Origin of the sequence: Jejudonia soesokkakensis, assembly GCF_042664795.1 — a bacterium.
Lineage (GTDB): Bacteria > Bacteroidota > Bacteroidia > Flavobacteriales > Flavobacteriaceae > Jejudonia > Jejudonia soesokkakensis.
This window is the reverse complement of record NZ_JBHTBN010000001.1, coordinates 353,471-370,983: the sequence shown is the minus strand read 5'-3', so window position 1 is coordinate 370,983 and position 17,513 is coordinate 353,471. Positions and strand designations below refer to the sequence as shown.

The 17,513-nt window shown below is 37.6% G+C and carries 14 protein-coding genes; 8 read left to right on the top strand and 6 right to left on the bottom strand.

Translation table 11 applies throughout. The features are described 5' to 3' along the window. The first annotated feature begins 41 nt into the window (after positions 1–41). From panC to ACFQO1_RS01665, 3 genes are read left to right on the top strand one after another with little or no spacing between them, the layout of a single operon-like run. Positions 42–887 carry a pantoate--beta-alanine ligase gene (panC, locus tag ACFQO1_RS01675; RefSeq protein ID WP_380216065.1) on the top strand — a complete coding sequence of 282 codons (846 nt, stop codon included), beginning with the start codon at positions 42–44 and terminating at the stop codon, positions 885–887. 48 nt (positions 888–935) lie between these two features. Further along, positions 936–1,283, top strand: a complete 348-nt coding sequence (panD, locus tag ACFQO1_RS01670) for an aspartate 1-decarboxylase (protein WP_380216063.1) — start codon at positions 936–938, stop codon at positions 1,281–1,283. 1 nt (position 1,284) lies between these two features. Continuing rightward, positions 1,285–2,283 (top strand): lysylphosphatidylglycerol synthase transmembrane domain-containing protein, encoded by a 999-nt coding sequence (locus tag ACFQO1_RS01665; protein WP_380216061.1) that lies wholly within the window; start codon positions 1,285–1,287, stop codon positions 2,281–2,283. Between the two features lie 54 nt (positions 2,284–2,337). Here ACFQO1_RS01665 and ACFQO1_RS01660 read toward each other — a convergent pair whose 3' ends face one another. From ACFQO1_RS01660 to ACFQO1_RS01650, 3 genes are all read right to left on the bottom strand, one after another. Continuing rightward, a complete protein-coding gene (locus ACFQO1_RS01660; RefSeq protein ID WP_380216059.1) occupies positions 2,338–2,991 on the bottom strand; it encodes a LuxR C-terminal-related transcriptional regulator in 654 nt (217 codons plus the stop codon). A gap of 95 nt (positions 2,992–3,086) precedes the next feature. Then, a complete protein-coding gene (locus tag ACFQO1_RS01655) occupies positions 3,087–3,797 on the bottom strand; it encodes a LytR/AlgR family response regulator transcription factor (RefSeq protein ID WP_380216057.1) in 711 nt (236 codons plus the stop codon). Then, complete coding sequence (locus tag ACFQO1_RS01650; protein ID WP_380216055.1) at positions 3,794–5,758, bottom strand: tetratricopeptide repeat-containing sensor histidine kinase; 1,965 nt, start codon at positions 5,756–5,758, stop codon at positions 3,794–3,796. Before ACFQO1_RS01650 ends, ACFQO1_RS01655 begins: the two co-directional genes overlap by 4 nt. A gap of 147 nt (positions 5,759–5,905) precedes the next feature. Between ACFQO1_RS01650 and ACFQO1_RS01645 the strand changes: the two genes are divergently transcribed. The 4 genes from ACFQO1_RS01645 (at position 5,906) to ACFQO1_RS01630 (ending at position 11,085) form a co-directional block, all read left to right on the top strand. After that, positions 5,906–7,054: an alpha/beta hydrolase gene (locus ACFQO1_RS01645; RefSeq protein ID WP_380216053.1), complete on the top strand. Its 1,149-nt coding sequence runs from the start codon at positions 5,906–5,908 to the stop codon at positions 7,052–7,054. A 73-nt stretch (positions 7,055–7,127) separates the two neighbouring features. Beyond that, positions 7,128–8,492 carry a DNA repair protein RadA gene (gene radA, locus ACFQO1_RS01640; protein ID WP_380216051.1) on the top strand — a complete coding sequence of 455 codons (1,365 nt, stop codon included), beginning with the start codon at positions 7,128–7,130 and terminating at the stop codon, positions 8,490–8,492. A 10-nt stretch (positions 8,493–8,502) separates the two neighbouring features. Continuing rightward, positions 8,503–9,639: a peptidoglycan DD-metalloendopeptidase family protein gene (locus ACFQO1_RS01635; protein WP_380216049.1), complete on the top strand. Its 1,137-nt coding sequence runs from the start codon at positions 8,503–8,505 to the stop codon at positions 9,637–9,639. A gap of 81 nt (positions 9,640–9,720) precedes the next feature. Then, positions 9,721–11,085 (top strand): acyl-CoA dehydrogenase family protein, encoded by a 1,365-nt coding sequence (locus tag ACFQO1_RS01630; RefSeq protein WP_380216047.1) that lies wholly within the window; start codon positions 9,721–9,723, stop codon positions 11,083–11,085. On the opposite strand, the gene ACFQO1_RS01625 is transcribed toward ACFQO1_RS01630, so the two are convergent. From ACFQO1_RS01625 to ACFQO1_RS01615, 3 genes are read right to left on the bottom strand one after another with little or no spacing between them, the layout of a single operon-like run. Next, complete coding sequence (locus ACFQO1_RS01625) at positions 11,082–12,122, bottom strand: NADP(H)-dependent aldo-keto reductase (protein WP_380216045.1); 1,041 nt, start codon at positions 12,120–12,122, stop codon at positions 11,082–11,084. The genes ACFQO1_RS01630 and ACFQO1_RS01625 overlap by 4 nt on opposite strands. A gap of 42 nt (positions 12,123–12,164) precedes the next feature. Next, the gene (locus ACFQO1_RS01620; protein WP_380216043.1) at positions 12,165–13,124 is read right to left on the bottom strand and encodes an OmpA/MotB family protein; all 960 of its coding nucleotides are present in this window, start codon (positions 13,122–13,124) and stop codon (positions 12,165–12,167) included. A 32-nt stretch (positions 13,125–13,156) separates the two neighbouring features. After that, the gene (locus tag ACFQO1_RS01615) at positions 13,157–13,921 is read right to left on the bottom strand and encodes an exodeoxyribonuclease III (protein ID WP_380216041.1); all 765 of its coding nucleotides are present in this window, start codon (positions 13,919–13,921) and stop codon (positions 13,157–13,159) included. Positions 13,922–14,049: 128 nt separating this feature from the next. On the opposite strand from ACFQO1_RS01615, the gene ACFQO1_RS01610 reads away from it, so the two are divergent. Further along, positions 14,050–17,466 (top strand): hypothetical protein, encoded by a 3,417-nt coding sequence (locus ACFQO1_RS01610; protein ID WP_380216039.1) that lies wholly within the window; start codon positions 14,050–14,052, stop codon positions 17,464–17,466. The last annotated feature ends 47 nt before the right edge of the window (positions 17,467–17,513 follow it).

Genomic DNA, 17,513 nt, shown 5'->3' with positions numbered 1-17,513 from the left:
GCTTTCAATAACTTACTTTTACGGCACGTAAGCTACAATTTATGAAAGTCTTTACCGCTGCAGGAAAATTAAACGAATTTATCGATCCACTTAGAGGCACTAAAAAAATAGGTCTTATACCTACTATGGGAGCATTACATGAAGGTCATTTATCTCTGGTAGAGCGCGGTCTCGAAGAAAACGATTTGGTTGTAGTGAGCATATTTGTGAATCCTACCCAGTTTGACAATGCTGGGGATCTAAAGAAATATCCGCGGACTCTCGATGCAGACATCGCTTTACTGAAAACTCTAAAAGGCACAATCTTAATTTTTGTTCCTGAAGCAGTAGAGCTTTATCAAGGAACGGTAGTATCCAAAAAATATAACTTCGGAAGCTTGGAAAACGAGATGGAAGGAAAACATAGGAAAGGTCATTTTGACGGTGTTGGAACGGTTGTTAATTTACTATTTCGAGCAATACTGCCCACAAGGGCCTATTTTGGTGAAAAAGACTTTCAGCAGTTACAAATCGTAAAAAAACTGGTCGAAATTGAAAAACTTTCGGTTGATATAATTGGGTGTGAGATTGTGCGAGAAGACAGCGGCTTGGCGATGAGTTCTCGCAACAAAAGACTTTCAGCAACACAAAAAGAAGAAGCTGCTCTTATTTCTAAAACGCTTAAAGCCGTTCAAAAAGATTTCAGAAAGAAATCCATTCATGAGTTAAATACATTTGTAAAAGAAGCTTTTGCGTCAAATCCTCATCTAAAATTGGAATATTTTGAAATTGCAAACACCAAAACGCTTAAAACTGCGTTTCGGAAAAGAAAGAATAGCTCTTACCGTGCTTTTATTGCAGCTTTTGCAGGAGAAGTTAGGCTTATTGATAATATGGCGCTTAAGTAAACCATTTTTTAAGATTTTATAGTTAAGAATTCTAAGTACCTTTGCAAAATGCAAATACATGTAGTAAAATCGAAGATCCACAGAGTAAAAGTTACAGGAGCAGACCTTAATTACATTGGTAGTATCACCATAGATGAAGATTTGCTCGATGCTGCAAATATTACCGAGGGAGAAAAAGTTCAAATTGTGAATAATAATAATGGTGAGCGATTAGAAACTTATGCCATTCCTGGGCCCAGAGGAAGTGGAGAAATTACACTAAATGGAGCTGCAGCTCGAAAAGTGGCTCCTGGTGACATCCTTATCTTAATCACTTACGCAATTATGTCGCAAGAAGAGGCTAAAAAATTTAAGCCAGCGCTTGTATTTCCTAATAAGGACAATTTACTCAAATAAGTTGAACACTTCTCTTTCAAAATTTTTAAAAATTGGAATCCCTTTAGGCTTAGGGATATTTTTAATTTGGTATAGCTATTCACAATTCTCTGCTGAACAACTGGAAGAGATTAAATTCTATTTTAGAAAAGCTGACTATGGTTTTGTAATACTGGCTGTGACTTTTAGTATTCTTAGTCATGTATCCAGAGCGTATCGTTGGAATTTCATGCTCGAACCCTTAGGATACAAACCAAAACTTGCCAACAACTTTATGGCTATTGCCATCGCTTACCTTATGAATATTTTTATTCCAAAAAGCGGAGAGGTTACCCGAGGTATTGTACTCGATAAATATGAAGGGGTTCCCTTTGAAAAAGGATTTGGAACTATCATTTCTGAACGTGTAGTTGATCTTATTTTTTTAATGGCTTTTACCGCCTTAGCTTTATTCCTGCAGTTTGATGAACTGTATGTGTATTTATCTCAGATTATCAACCCGACAAAAATTTTAATCGGCATTGCAGGTCTTATATGTATGGGTATTTTATTTTTACTCTTTTTAAAATATTCAAGATCCAAACTTCAGCAAAAAGTAAAAAAATTCTTTGACGGTCTTAAAGATGGGGTATTGAGCATCTTAAAAATGAATAAAAAAGGAGCTTTTATTCTGCATACCTTTATTATTTGGGGGTTGTATTTGTTATCATTTTACACGTCAACACTGGCTCTTGATGAGACTTCTGGAATTTCAAATGGCACTTTAATTATAACTTTTGTAGTAGGTAGTTTTGCTTTTGCATTTACCAATAGTGGCTTCGGAAGCTATCCCTTTTTTGTTGCCGGAATTCTGGCTGTATTTGGAATTGCTGAAACTGTTGGGACTGCGTTTGGATGGATTGTCTGGACTTCAAATATTGCCTCCATCTTGCTTATGGGAGGACTTTCTTTTTTAATTCTCCCCTTTTACAACAATCATACTACTAAAAAGTTAGCAGCTGATAGCAAATCGCAACAATAAGTAAAAGCCCTAGAGCGAACGCGAGAAAAAATAAATATTTACGAGGCATTCCCATTACGATATTTTTTGAAATGCCAACGTTTTTATAATCTCATTATGTTGTAATGCCCAGTGCATCAACGAATGTGTTTCTTTTTGGATCCCTAGTTTGTTGATAATGTTACTCCTGTGCTTATCTATGGTTCGCACAGATGAAGAGAGTTTCTCTGCAATTTTTGCTGAAGACTTATAAACATTAATTAACATGAGTACATTTATTTCGGCATCAGACAATAAATCTAAATTGTGTAAAGCCTTATCTGCAATTTGAACTTTACTTATCGAACGGCTAAAACAGACTTTACCCTCTAAAACAGTGGTAACACAATTCTGAATAGCATCTAACGATTCTCCTGCATAAAAACAGCCCGCAATTTTAAGTGATCTTGCCAAGATTACATCTCTGTAATTGGCGTTGGGAAAAATGAGAATAAACTTGGTTTTAAGTTTTTTTAGCGTTACTTCCTTAATGATCTCATAGGCCGAAAGTTCTTCAAACTGAGCTTCGATTATCACAAAATCAGGTTTTTCTCTCAATATCCAACGCAGTGCTCTAACGCCATTAGTCGTACTGTTTAAAATAGAAACTTCTAAATCTTCTATTCCATGGACAAGCCCTTTTAGATACGCTTCTTGAGAATGACAAATAATGAGTGATGGTAGTTTCATATCAGCATATTTAAGCTAGCTCATATAAATATCTTACATAATAAAAATCTAATGTAACTTATGTGAAGTACCGACCTTTTTTTGTTAAGTAAGGGTCAGGTTAAAAGTGTAAGCACTTTTTTTCGGTAGGTTTTTGACAATGGAATGTCCATTTTTCCTACAACTAAACTTGTAGGACTATATTGGGTTATGTAATTTTTATTCACTGCAAACCTTCGATGTACCTGTATAAAATCTTCACTCGCCAACTCTGAAAGAATATCTGTAAGTTTTGATCGAACACTGTAGGCTTTTGATTTTACATAAATGTCAACATAGTTCCCCTCAGATCTGAAATACATGATTTTAGAAAGCTGAATTTTTATTTGTTTCCCTTGATGTTTAACAAAATAAGCTGGCTCATCTATTTTTTTCATTTTTTCTGAAACCTCAAATTGTTTAAAAGAACGTATTGCGATACCTATTGTTGTCAATAGCGTAGGAGCATTATAAGGCTTCATAAGATATCCATTGGGTTTCGTTTTAGCCAATTCCTTAAGAGTTTCATCATCTCCATAGGCAGTTAAAAATATGATGGGTAGGTTTCGTTCTGCTCTTATTTTATGAGCAAGCCATATTCCGTCGTAGGCTCCCGCAAGATGAATATCTAGTAAAACTACATCTATTTTCTTTTCTTTAATATCAATCCATGCCTTGTCTGCATGTGCAGCACTTCCACTAACTTCATGCCCGCTGTCCTGTAACATTTCAATTAAGGCTGCCCTAGAGATTGCCATATCCTCGACGATATACACTTTTTGGCTCATATTCTAATTTCCTTAAATACAACTTTAACTTTTAACCCTTTATCTCCCTGCACTTCAATAGCTCCATCCATTTCTTCAGCAAGCATGAAAATGAGTCGGAACCCCATTGTTTTTGAAATGTGATCTTTATAGTCTGGGGCTAATCCTTTGCCATTATCTGAATACGAAAAATGATATGTTTTTATTTTTTCACTTTCTGAAAGCCCTTTTAATTCAACATGAATCATTCCGGTCTCATCATCAAAGGCGTACTTATTGGTGTTTGTAATTAATTCACTTAGCATTAACCCAAGTGGTATTGCTTTATCAATTGAAAGCTCTATATTTTCAACCTCAATCAAAGAATTAATATGTGTTCCTGATAAGCTATACAACAGTTGGTCCACTAGCTTTTTGAGATAGCTCTGCATAGGAATTTTTGTATATTGATCTTGCTGATACAACATTTGATGTACCAACGCCATACTATGGATGTGCCTCTGAGAGTCATTGAGAGCTTTTTTCATAGTATCGTCTGTTGCTTTCTTAGATTGCAACTGCAAGAGACTTGATATCACCTGCAAATTATTTTTAACCCTATGATGTACTTCCTTTAGTAATACTTCTTTTTCATGAAGTGAGGTTTCTAGTGAGGCTGTCTGTTGACTAATAGTTCGTTTATCCTGTACAGATCTTACGTAAAAGTATGTAAGTAAGCCCAATAACAATAATGTTATAAATAACGCTATTAGTTGATTTCGTAAAGCTCTAGTTTTTGAAGCTACTTCCTGTTTCGTTGTTATTAATTCACGCTCCTTAAAATCTACATTAAACTTTGCCGCAGCAAGATTGCTTTTTCTTTTAATCTGAATATTTCTTATGGAATCCTGAAGTACCTCCTTTTTATTAAAATAATTCTCAGCCTCCTTGATATTATTATCATATAACAATAATTTCCCTTTTAAGTCATAGAGTTTGACAATAGAATTGATCTCATTATAAGAGGTAACTGAGGTTAAAGCACTATCAATATATTTTGTTGCCAATGCTATTTCTCCCTTTTTATAATAAGCTCTCGCTACATTGTAATAGGCTGCAGTAACAATTTGATATTCTCTGGTATTGTCGTTTAATTCTACCAAAAAAGTCTTTAATGCTTTATCTATATTTCCTTTTTCAAATTCAATTTCAGCTATATTTCCAAGGATGATATTTTTAAACTTCTTCTTATACTCTTCATCCCTTCCCTCTATTTTACTACTCCCAGGCAGCGAGATTTCTACTATGGATTTTTCATAATAAACCAAAGCACTATCGTATTCTTTCATCTTAAAAAAAGATAGCCCTGCATTGTTGTACATGCTAGAGGTCATTAATTGATTCCCTACACTTTTATACTCAGGGGCCTGTTCTTTAAAATACCTAACTGCTTTTGCATAGTCTCCAATCTTATAAAGGGTCATAGCAAGGTCCTCTTTATACGTATTTCCCCTTCCTTTAACGTTATACTTTTTAAAGAATTCTTCTTGCTTATACGGAAGCAGACGAAGCACATCATCATAGGCTTCAATCTTACTATATAAAGCAAGTAGTGCATCTAATAACCAATATTGATGCATTTCTAACAACATTTCTTTTTTAGGAAAAATACGTTCTCCTATTGAAATGGCTTCTAAATCTTTTTGAGCATGGTACAATACCTGAAACAAACAATAATTTGCATAGACAATATCCTCATCAGAACCATTTTGTTTGGACCAGCGAGTAAGTGCATTTGCAAACGGAAGATAATCCTTAAATACAGCTTGATCGCTATAGTCAACACGTTTCGCTGTAAGAGTAAGAAGTTTTTGTTTTGTTTTAAGGAACTGTGAAGGAGTTTCTATGGGATTGAATAACGAAACATTCTCAGCATTCTGAGAAACGGCTGTAACAGAAAAGAATAAAATTCCCAGAACTATAAACGCGACAATTGATTTCATTGGAAACAAATTTAAACCATTTTGAATTGCCAACTAAAATGTGTGAAATAATGCTCTTTTTTAGTGAAATATGAATTCAATTATTAAAAAAATCGGTGCGAATTTTTCAAAATTGTTATCTTTCGACATTAGTAAATAATTAAGTGTATGAAAAAATATATCCTCCTCATTATAACAACCCTTCTTGCGTTTCCAACATTTTCACAGATTAAATATGAAGAGTTTACTTCTGCTAAACTGGGCGAAAGCAGACGTTTAAAAATTCAACTTCCTAGAAATTACGACACAAATACCGATAAAGTTTATCCTATCGTACTTGTTCTAGATGCCGATTACTTATTCGAGCCCGTAGCTGGAAACGTTGATTATTTTAGCTATTGGGAAGATATGCCAGAGTCAATTGTAGTGGGAGTAATGCAAGGCAATAAACGTTATGATGATGGAAATTATGATGATACCAATTTTTTTCCAGCCGAAACAGGAGCCGCTTTTTTTGAATTTCTGGGTTTAGAATTGATCCCTTACATCGATAAGCAGTATCGTACCGCAAAGTTTGTAATCGCTGTAGGTCACGATTTTACAGCTAATTTTATTAATTATTATCTTTTTAAAGATCCTCCACTATTTAATGGCTATATAAGTTTAAGCCCAGACCTTGCCCCTATGTTAGACGCAAGATTGCCAGAACGACTCGCCGTGATTCAAAATAAAATATTTTATTATCTGGCAACAGGAACCGATGATATTAAAGACTTGATGGAAATTTCAGAGGGGTTAAATACATCCTTACAAGCAATTGATAATAAGAACTTCAACTACTATTACGATAATTTTGAAGGCGCCACCCATTATTCGCTTGTAGGACGGGGAATCCCAAATGCCATGGAAAAAATATTCTCGGTGTACAGACCCATAAGCAAACAAGAATTCGCCGATGTTCTTATGAAAACCGATATTCCTATTCATCAATACCTGATTGATAAGTATAAAACAATTGAAGACCTCTTCGGACTTACCAACCCAATTCGTGAAAACGATTTTCTTGCTACGGCGGCGGCGGCCGAAAAACGAAAAAAATGGGAATCGCTTCGGGAAATTGCCACCCTTGCCAAAAAGCAATATCCAGATACCGTTTTAGGAGATTATTATATGGGTCGCTATTATGAGGAAATTGGCGAAACTAAAAAGGCCATGCGAACTTTTCAAGGCGCTTACGACAAGGAAGAGGTTGATTTTATTACTATTGATCTTATGTTAGACAGAGCCGAGAAAATTAAAGCCGATTTTGGATACTAAGTTTTTCTTCGGAAAGTTTTAAGCATCTCAAAAATCTATACTATTCATTTAAAAATTCGTTTAGCGACCTTGTATGGCTAAAACAAAAACTACTTTTTTCTGTCAGAATTGCGGCGCCCAATTTTCAAAATGGCAAGGCCAATGCACTTCCTGTAAAGAATGGAATACCATTGCTGAAGAAGTCATTCAAAAAGCTGAAAAAACATCCTGGCAACCGTCAGAAAGTACTTCGACAAAGAGAGTCGCCAAGCCTCAAAAAGTTTCCGAAATCTCTACCACCGCTGAAGCACGACTCAATACAAAAAACAACGAACTCAATCGTGTTCTTGGAGGCGGATTAGTTCCTGGAAGTTTGACGCTCTTAGGCGGAGAGCCAGGGATTGGAAAAAGTACGTTGATGCTTCAGATTGCATTGCAATTACCCTATAAAACCTTATATGTTTCTGGAGAAGAAAGTGCACAACAAATTAAAATGCGTGCCGAACGAATCCATCCCAATGCCGAAAGCTGTTTTATTCTAACCGAAACCAAAACTCAGAATATCTTCCGAAGCATTACAGAAACAAATCCAGATATTGTCGTTATCGATTCGATTCAGACTTTACATACAGATTCTATTGAAAGCAGTCCAGGAAGTATTTCTCAAATTCGGGAAACGACTACAGAATTGATCAAATTTGCCAAAGAAACAGCCACTCCAGTAATTTTAATTGGTCATATTACCAAAGATGGAAACATTGCTGGTCCAAAAATTCTGGAGCATATGGTCGATACCGTGCTTCAGTTTGAAGGCGATCGTAATCATATTTACAGAATCCTACGTGCTAATAAAAACCGTTTTGGAAGCACCAACGAACTTGGTATTTATGAAATGCAAGGCAGCGGATTGAGAGAAGTTTCTAACCCTTCAGAAATTTTAATTTCAAAAAATGAAGAAGACCTTAGCGGTACCGCAATTTCTGCCACACTTGAAGGTATGCGTCCTTTGATGATCGAAATTCAGGCACTGGTAAGCAGTGCTGTTTATGGAACGCCGCAACGTAGTGCCACAGGGTATAATGCCAAAAGATTGAATATGATTCTTGCCGTGCTCGAAAAAAGAGCGGGCTTTAAATTGGGTGCCAAAGATGTGTTTCTCAATATCACTGGCGGAATTACCGTGGACGACCCTGCGATTGATCTTGCTGTTGTCGCTGCTGTATTATCATCAAACATCGATATTGCCATAGACAAACGAATGTGTTTTGCTGCCGAAGTTGGTTTGGCAGGCGAAGTTCGTCCTGTAACTCGTGTGGATCAGCGTATTTTGGAAGCCGAAAAACTCGGATTTTCTTCCATCGTTATTTCTAAATATTGCAAACTGCCTAAGCAACAATATGGAATCGACATTATTAAAGTTGCCAAAGTGCATGATGTGGTAAAACATCTTTTTGGATAAAAATTTCAATGTGAAAAAGTTCTGGATTTTTATACTTCTTCTTGCGCTCATAGGCGTTCTCCTCTATTATTTTTATCCGAAAGCATTAGATATCGTCACAAAACCATCGGCTAGAATCGTATATGAACGTCAATTTTCTGAAACCGATGCTGTTTTTATCCGGTGGAAACAACTTTCAGAAAAAGCCTTGAACGATTCGCTAGAAATTACACTTCCTTTTGTCGAAAGCGGTCTGTTTTCTTCGGAAAGTCCTTCGGTGTATGGCTTTCAGTTTGAAGCAAAAGAAGGAGAACAACTTTTTTTGGAGACCTTTGCATCCATCGATTCTACACAACTATTTATGGAGCTTTTCAGAAGAGACACCGATAGCCTTCAAAAGTTTACGTCTATTCAAAGCAATCAGCCAGGAACTAAAAGTCTTCAGCAAAACATTACTGAAAACGGAGTTTACAAAGTTATTATTCAGCCAGAAATTAAAACCGATGCACAGTTTCAGTTAAAAATATATACACAGCCTATTTATGTTTTCCCGGTAGCGGAAGCGACCAATAAAAACATTCAGAGTTTCTGGGGCGCCAACAGAGATGGCGGAAGGAGAAGTCATCAAGGAAATGATATTTTTGCGCCAAGAGGTACGCCTGTGCTTGCTGTCACAGAAGGTCGAATTTCTTCCACAGGCAATCGTGGGTTGGGAGGGAAACAGGTGTGGCTACGTGATGGTTTGTTGGGCGGTCGCTCGTTATATTATGCGCACCTAGATAGCATTATAGCCACAACTGGGCAGCGTGTTCAAGTTGGTGACACTTTAGGTCTGGTAGGAAATACAGGCAATGCCAGAACGACAGCGCCTCATTTACATTTTGGTATTTATACAAATCGTGGTGCTATAGATCCCTTGCCATTTATTAAAATGCAAAAGATTCCAGATAGTACTGAAGGTTTCAATTTCAGAAAAGGTAAAGTAAATTCGACAACAGCAACTTTAAGAACAGGACCTGCTACAAAATCTGAAAAAAGGATTGATCTTCAAATAAATGACACAGTTACTATCTTCGGAAAAACCAATGACTCCTATCATATTCAGATTCAGGATTCTCTTCACGGGTTTTTGTCAGAATCACTACTTATTCCATTTTCACCGAATTAACAGTTTGTTCACAGCAATAGAAACTTAAGATTGTATCTTTAGATGACTAAACTCTGGTCTAAAAATTCTAAACTATTATCTATGTCTGTATTCTCAAAAATCAAAGAAACATTTTCCGTTTTAAAATCGGTAGATATCAAAGCCATCGCAAAACTGTCAGAAAAAGTTGACTTAGGCGAAGTGATGAAAACCGTAGGAGAATTGGATGACAGACAATTGGCCGGGTTAATGCGAATGCTAAAGACGAAAGCTCGAAAAGGACAACACAAATTGCCTCCAATCGATGGAGATTTTTACGACCTCAGCTTAAAACTAACGCCAGAACAACGTGAAATCCAGTTGAAAGTACGGCAGTTTATGGAAAAGGAGATCAAGCCCATTGCAAACGATTTCTGGAACAGAGCCGAATTTCCACATCATATCATTCCTAAAATGGCTGAGTTAAATATCTGCGGAATGGCATATAAAGGCTATGGCTGCCCCGACGAATCATTTTTAATGGAAGGGATCATGGCCATGGAACTGGCACGTATCGATGTGTCTATTTCTACTTTTTTTGGAGTCCATAGCGGACTCGCCATGGGTTCCATCTATCTCTGCGGAAGCGAGGAACAAAAACAGGAATGGCTTCCTAAGATGCAGCGCATGGAACAAATTGGAGCTTTCGGTCTTACCGAACCAAATGTAGGTTCTGCCGTCGCTGGAGGAATGGAAACCACTTGTTATAAAGAAGGAGATGAATGGGTGATTAATGGTGCAAAAAAATGGATTGGTAATGCAACCTTTAGTGATCTCACCATTATCTGGGCACGTGAAAAAGAGACACATGCCGTAAAAGGTTTTATTGTACGAAAAGGAAATCCTGGTTACAAAGCCGAAAAGATGCCAAATAAAATGGCCTTACGAACAGTACAGAATGCCTTAATTACCTTGACAAATTGTAGAGTGCCCGAATCAGACCGACTTCAAAAATGTGACAGTTTTAAAGATACCGCCAAGGTATTAAAAATGACCAGAGCTGCTGTGGCTTGGCAAGCTGTGGGTTGTGCAAGAGGTGCATATGAAAGTGCTTTAAAATACACTAAAAAACGAGAACAGTTTGGGCGTCCTATTGCACGTTTTCAACTCATTCAGAATCATTTGGTAGAAATGGTTGCCAATCTCACGGCCATGCAAACCATGTGTTTTAGACTAAGTGAAATGCAGGATCTGGACATTATGACCGACGAACACGCTTCCTTAGCCAAAGTATTTTGTAGTATGCGTACTCGTGATGTGGTAAGTCGTGCCCGTGAAGTTATGGGTGGCAATGGAATTCTACTCGAATACGATGTGGCCCGATTTGTCGCAGATGCCGAAGCGATTTATAGCTACGAAGGTACCAAGGAAATTAACTCTCTCATTGTAGGGCGTGCGATTACTGGATATAGTGCGTTTGTGAGTTAAGCTGCAGGGTTTGGAATTTTTTCATGAACTGACTGTATCTCTTTTAAAATTTCTTCGGAAAGCTGCACGTTGATACTGGCAATGTTTTCCTCTAACTGCTGAAGGGTCGTCGCTCCAATAATCGTTGAGGTCACAAACGACTGCTGATTTACAAAAGCCAAGGATAATTGAGCTAAAGTTAATCCGTGTTTTTTTGCAATATTATTATACGCTTCAGTTGCTCTAAAACTACTTTCGCTGGAATAACGCGAGTAGCGCGGATACAAAGTTACTCTTGCATTTTCTGGTTTCTTCCCGTTTAAATACTTCCCAGATAACATTCCGAAGCCTAAAGGAGAATACGCCAGATAACCAACATTTTCCATTTGTAGCACTTCAGACAAGGCAATCTCATCCCTGCGTTGTAACAAGCAATAGGCATTTTGAACAGAAATCATTTTACGTTTCTTATTTGTACGATGTGCCTCCATATACTTCATCACACCATACGGAGTTTCATTACTCAATCCAATATGTCGCACTTTTCCTTCTTTGACAAAACGCTCCAATCTGTCCAATACGTCATTAAAATTATCCTGCCATTGGGTGTTTTGGGTGTGATCATACTCTCTCACTCCAAAAATATTTACACTTCGTTCGGGCCAATGCAACTGATACAGATCCAGATAATCGGTTTGTAGGCGTTGTAAACTTTTATGCAGTGCGTCTTCGAGTGACTTTTTACTGAAATCTAATTCCTTCCTAATATGTTCAAATCCGCGGGCAGGCCCCGTAATTTTTGAAGCTAAGACAATCTCTTTTCTCTTTTGGGATGCTTTTAGCCAGCTTCCAATGTATGTTTCGGTAAGACCTTGTGTGTCTGGCGATGCCGGAATTGCATACATCTCTGCAGTATCGACAAAATTGACTCCTTTTTCGAGTGCAAAATCCAGTTGTTGATGTGCCTCGCTTTCAGTGTTCTGATTGCCATAGGTCATCGTTCCTAGACAAATTTTACTTACGTTAAGGTCGGTGTTAGGTAGTGTTGTGTATTTCATAGTAACTTCCTGAAAGTACAGGAATTCTTTTCAGCAAAAATACTACATCTCATTCAACAAGCGGTTGATCTCGTCCAGTTTTGGAGTAAGTACTACTTCTATTCGTCGGTTTTTTGCTTTCCCTTCTGCTGTATTATTGGAAGCTACCGGTGCATATTCCCCCCGACCTGCTGCTGTTAAATTGTCTTTAGGAATATTGTTGTTTTCAGTAAGGATATTGACAATTGCCGTGGCTCTTTTGGTGGACAGGTCCCAGTTATCTTTTATATTTCCATTGCCACCGTATGGAACATCGTCTGTATGGCCTTCTATGAGTACTGCTATTTCAGGATTTTGAGCCAGCACACTTCCTAACTGAATCACCGCTTCTCTTCCACGACTGTTTACGGCCCAACTTCCACTTTCAAAAAGAAGTTTGTTTTCCATAGAGACATATACCTTACCATCGCGTTGTTCAACCGTCAATCCATTTCCTTCAAAATTAGTTAAGGCCGCAGAAATCGCATCTTTCAAGGCACGCATTTTAGCATCTTTGGATGCAATAATTCCTTCTAGTTCTTCCACACGTTGCGAGCGATCTGTAAGTTGGCGTTGTAGTGTTGCCAATCTCGCTTCTTCTTCAGCCAGCGCTCTTTCTTTTTCTTCCAATTGTTCAAGGAGCTTTCGGTTGCGCGCCAGATTTTCAGTCAATGCTCCAGAGCTATTTTCTTCCAATGCATCGTACGATGTTTTTAAGCGATCGTAGTTGTTTTGTACTGCCGCTAAGTCCATCGCTAGTTGGGTTTTTTCCGAAGTTAATTTTTCAATTTCCTTTCTTAAATTTTCTACGGTGTATTTTTCACCACCAGTTCCTTGGGCGTCCAGTTGTGATCGCAATGAAGAATTTTCGGCCTTTAAGACCTCATATTGACTTTTCAAATCGTCGTACACTTTTGAAGTGACACATCCTGAAGTAAGTAAGACGAGGGAAATTCCGAAGAAATAATAAAATATCTTTTTCATAGGGTAAGACTAATTTGAAATCACAGTTTTTACTAAAATTCTAATTCTACAAGCAACGGACAATGATCACTGTGCATTGCGTTGGGTAATATAACGGCGCGTTTCAAATTTTCTTGTAAAGGTTTTGCTACCATATTGTAATCGATACGCCAGCCTTTGTTGTTAGCTCTGGCATTGGCGCGGTAACTCCACCAGGTATAATTGTGGGGCTCTTTATTAAAATGACGAAAACTGTCTATAAATCCGCTGTCAATAAAATCTCCAATCCACTCGCGTTCTACGGGTAGAAATCCGGACACATTTTTATTGCGTACTGGATCGTGGATATCAATCGCTTTATGACAAATATTATAATCACCACAAATCACCAAATTTGGAATTTCTTTTTTCAGCTTGTTTACATACTGCTGAAAAAGCGCCATAAACTCAAATTTATGTTCCAGACGGGCTATGTTAGTTCCACTAGGTAAGTACAAGCTCATTACTGAAAGCTCGTCAAAGTCTAACCGAAGGGTGCGTCCTTCAAAATCCATGGATTCGATTCCGGTGCCATACTCCACGTGATTGGGTTTAATTTTGCTGAAGATCGCCACACCACTATAGCCTTTCTTTTGTGCGCTAAACCAATAATGATAGGGATAACCAGCTGCTTCAATTTCGGCAACTTCTACCTGATCTATATTTGCTTTTATTTCCTGAATACAGATAACATCGGGGTTTGCCTGCTGTAACCAATCTAAAAATCCTTTGCGAATAGCGGCTCTAATTCCGTTAACATTGTAGGAGATAATCTTCATACTTTTTAGTGTATTTTTAGGTTGTTGGTAAAAGTAACGAACATTGTATTTTTGAACCGCTTCGTGACTGAAAGGTTTTCCATAAGAAATCAACAAAATAAATCATGTAAAGGCAAGTTCTATAACTAATGCGATCAAGACTACTACTCCTTTTTTTACTGATTTCGGTTTTTGGGTATACCCAGGACAGTATCTCCAACTATAAAGTGAAAAAAGTAGTGGTCAAAGACACCATTGTCATCGACACCCTATCCATTAATCCAACGCGATTTACCCTAAAAGATAAAACAGGTGTTGCCTTAGACAGTACATTATATTCTACAGATTTTAAACGCGGTCTGCTTTTTCTTTCTGAAAGGGCCAGACAGCGATATGATTCTATTACAATTGAATACCTAAGGTTTCCAGACTTTTTAACCAAAGAATATTTTTCGCTCGACCGAAACGTCATCGTTGAAGGAACCGGCGTCACCCAGAAATTGATTTCATTACGGGAAGATAATTCTAACAAAAATTTTACACCTTTTGACGGTCTCAATACCGCCGGAAGTATTACTCGCGGCATCACCGTGGGAAATAACCAGAACGCCGTAGTGAACAGTGAACTAGATTTACAAATTACCGGACAACTTAACGATAAAGTTGCAATACGTGCGTCTATTCAGGATACAAATATTCCCACCCAGGAAGGTGGCTATTCACAAAGTATTGATGAATTTGACCAGATCTTTATAGAATTGTTTAGTGACAACTGGAATATTCGAGCAGGAGATGTAGACCTCCAGAATAGCAATAGCTACTTTGGACAGTTTACTAAAAAAGTACAGGGAATTTCGCTGGCAGGTAAGATCAACAATGAAGATGGTTCGACCTTGAGTGCTTTTGCGGCTGGTGCACTGGTGCGTGGTGTTTTTAGCCAAAGTAATTTTATAGGACAAGAAGGAAATCAAGGACCCTATAAATTGGTGGGACCCAACGGGGAGTTATTTGTGTTAATTGTAAGTGGAAGTGAACGGGTGTATGTCAACGGATTGTTATTGGAACGAGGTGAAAATAATGATTATGTGATTGATTACAATGCTGGAGAGATCAAGTTTAACCCTACATATCCTATCACTTCCAATATGCGAATACGCGTTGAATATCAATTTACAGAGCGCAATTATACCCGTTTTATTGGCTATGGCGGCGGAAACTATAGCAGTGAAAAACTCGATCTTGGAACCTATGTATATTCCGAAAGTGACGCGAAAAACCAGCCATTGCAGCAAAACTTATCTGAAGAACAAGTCGCTATCCTTCAAGCAGCAGGAGATGATATGGATGCTATGACAGCACCTTCAGCAGTGCCCGATGAATTTTCAGAAAATAAAACCCTCTACCGAATTGAAACTATAAATGGTGTTCAAGTATTTGTCTATTCTACCAATCCGGAAGACGAGCTTTTTAATGTGCGATTTACACTCGTAGGTCCCAACATGGGAAATTATATTATTAGCCCCAACAATGCCATTAATCGGGTCTTTGAATATGTAGCTCCTATCGATGGTGTTCCACAAGGAAATTATGAGCCTATTATTCAGTTGAACGCTCCTACAAAATTACAGATTGGCGGCGTAAACGGAAGTTACCATCCTTCAGAAAAAACACAGGTAGACTTTGAAGTAGCAGGCAGTAAAAACGACCTCAACTTATTTTCCAATGCAGATGATGGCAACAACGATGGATTTGCAGCACATCTAACAGGAAGACAACGCCTTTTAACTACTGCAGACACTCTGGTTGTTGATGGTTTTGGTGCTTTGGATTTTATCAATGAGAATTTCACAACTATAGAACGACTTTACAACGTTGAGTTTAACAGGGATTGGAATTTAATTAATCCGAAAGGGAATCGACGCTACGTAATTTCGGGCATTAATGTCGCTTCTCCAACCTATGGTGTAGGACGGTATGAGTTTCAGAATTTAGATTTTTCTGAAAATTTTAGTGGTACCCGTCATGTAGTATCTTCTAATATTCAGCTAAAAAAACTAAACATAGAAACCTATAGCAGCTATTTAAAAAGCAAAGGTGATTCTCTGGATTCTAAATTTTTTAGACTTAGAAACAGAACCGCATATTCCTTTAAAAAAGCGTGGGCAGGAGGTAAATTGGGAATAGAAGATAACTGGGTAAAAGGGGTATTAATTGATAGTCTGAGGAAAGTGAGTCAGGCATTTAAGGAATACGAGGTTTTTACAGGTGTGGGTGATAGTACGAAGGTTTTCGCAGAAATTGGGTATCAATATCGTGTTAATGATAGTTTGCGTGGCAATGCCTTGAAGCGTGTAAATACTTCAAACACCTATTATCTTAAATCACGTCCTGTTAGCTCAAAGAATACACAACTTTCGGTTTTTGCGAACTATCGGTTTTTAAAAAGTGAAGATCCACTTATTGAGGATGAAAAGTCGTTTAATGCTCGGGTATTGTATAATCAATCACTTTTTAACAATGCGGTACGTTTAAATACGGTGCTAGAATCGAATAATGGTGTATTACCACAGCAAGAGTTTACGTTTGTACAAGTGGAGCCCGGGCAGGGAGTTTTTACCTGGAATGATTACAACAATAATGGGGTGCAGGAATTGGAAGAGTTTGAAGTAGCACAATTTCAAGATGAGGCCGAATATGTTCGGGTTTTATTACCAAATCAGATATTTTTGAGAATTCGGGAGAATAAATTTAGTCAGACCTTAACATTAAATCCTCAATCCTGGTCACAAAAAGAAGGTTTTCAAAAAGTGCTTTCTAAGTTTTACAATCAGACGTCCTACAGTATCGACCGAAAAGTACGCAGAGAAAATGATGGCTTCTCTATCAATCCTTTTGTCGACGGCGGGGACAATCAATTAGGCCTATCGTTAAATTTTAGGAATGCTTTGTTTTTTAACCGCGGAAAGCAACGCTATACGACCAATTATACCTACATTTCTACCTCTACAACTAACCTGATATCATTAGGATTACAGGAAAATAAACTGAAACGACATCAGGTTTCATTTACACATAAGTTTTGGGAATTGTGGCTATTGGATTTACAGGGCGGCCTAGGCACCAATGAAAGTATTTCACAAAATTTTTCTAACCGCAATTACGAGTTAGATACCTACGACTTTACGCCTAAAATCTCATATCTTTTTAATCCGCAAACCCGATTTGATGTGTTTTATGAATTCGCCAATAAGGATAATGTGATTGGTGAAATGGAAACCTTAAATCAGCAGGAGTTAGGATTTTCTTTTTCATACAGTAATTCAGAAAAGATTAGCATGAATGGAGAGTTTAAATATATTAACAATGACTTTACAGGCAGTGCTTTTTCACCGGTTGCCTATCAATTATTAGAAGGGCTCCAACCAGGGACTAACTTTACGTGGAGGGTGTTGTTTCAGAAAAGAATAACGAAATATCTGGATGTAAATTTGTCGTACTTTGGAAGAAAAAGTGAAACTTCTAATGCGATACATACTGGGAATGTTCAGCTTAAAGCTTTCTTTTAAGCAAAAAAAAGAGCTCATTTACATGAGCTCTCCTTAAGACAAATTGT

What these genes read in the sequence shown, in the direction of transcription:
- panC (WP_380216065.1), top strand. Translation starts at nt 42, where the DNA reads ATGAAAGTCTTTACCGCTGCAGGAAAATTAAACGAATTTATCGATCCA.
- panD (WP_380216063.1), top strand. Translation starts at nt 936, where the DNA reads ATGCAAATACATGTAGTAAAATCGAAGATCCACAGAGTAAAAGTTACA.
- ACFQO1_RS01660 (WP_380216059.1), bottom strand. Translation starts at nt 2,991, where the DNA reads ATGAAACTACCATCACTCATTATTTGTCATTCTCAAGAAGCGTATCTA.
- ACFQO1_RS01655 (WP_380216057.1), bottom strand. Translation starts at nt 3,797, where the DNA reads ATGAGCCAAAAAGTGTATATCGTCGAGGATATGGCAATCTCTAGGGCA.
- ACFQO1_RS01650 (WP_380216055.1), bottom strand. Translation starts at nt 5,758, where the DNA reads ATGAAATCAATTGTCGCGTTTATAGTTCTGGGAATTTTATTCTTTTCT.
- ACFQO1_RS01645 (WP_380216053.1), top strand. Translation starts at nt 5,906, where the DNA reads ATGAAAAAATATATCCTCCTCATTATAACAACCCTTCTTGCGTTTCCA.
- radA (WP_380216051.1), top strand. Translation starts at nt 7,128, where the DNA reads ATGGCTAAAACAAAAACTACTTTTTTCTGTCAGAATTGCGGCGCCCAA.
- ACFQO1_RS01630 (WP_380216047.1), top strand. Translation starts at nt 9,721, where the DNA reads ATGTCTGTATTCTCAAAAATCAAAGAAACATTTTCCGTTTTAAAATCG.
- ACFQO1_RS01625 (WP_380216045.1), bottom strand. Translation starts at nt 12,122, where the DNA reads ATGAAATACACAACACTACCTAACACCGACCTTAACGTAAGTAAAATT.
- ACFQO1_RS01620 (WP_380216043.1), bottom strand. Translation starts at nt 13,124, where the DNA reads ATGAAAAAGATATTTTATTATTTCTTCGGAATTTCCCTCGTCTTACTT.
- ACFQO1_RS01615 (WP_380216041.1), bottom strand. Translation starts at nt 13,921, where the DNA reads ATGAAGATTATCTCCTACAATGTTAACGGAATTAGAGCCGCTATTCGC.
- ACFQO1_RS01610 (WP_380216039.1), top strand. Translation starts at nt 14,050, where the DNA reads ATGCGATCAAGACTACTACTCCTTTTTTTACTGATTTCGGTTTTTGGG.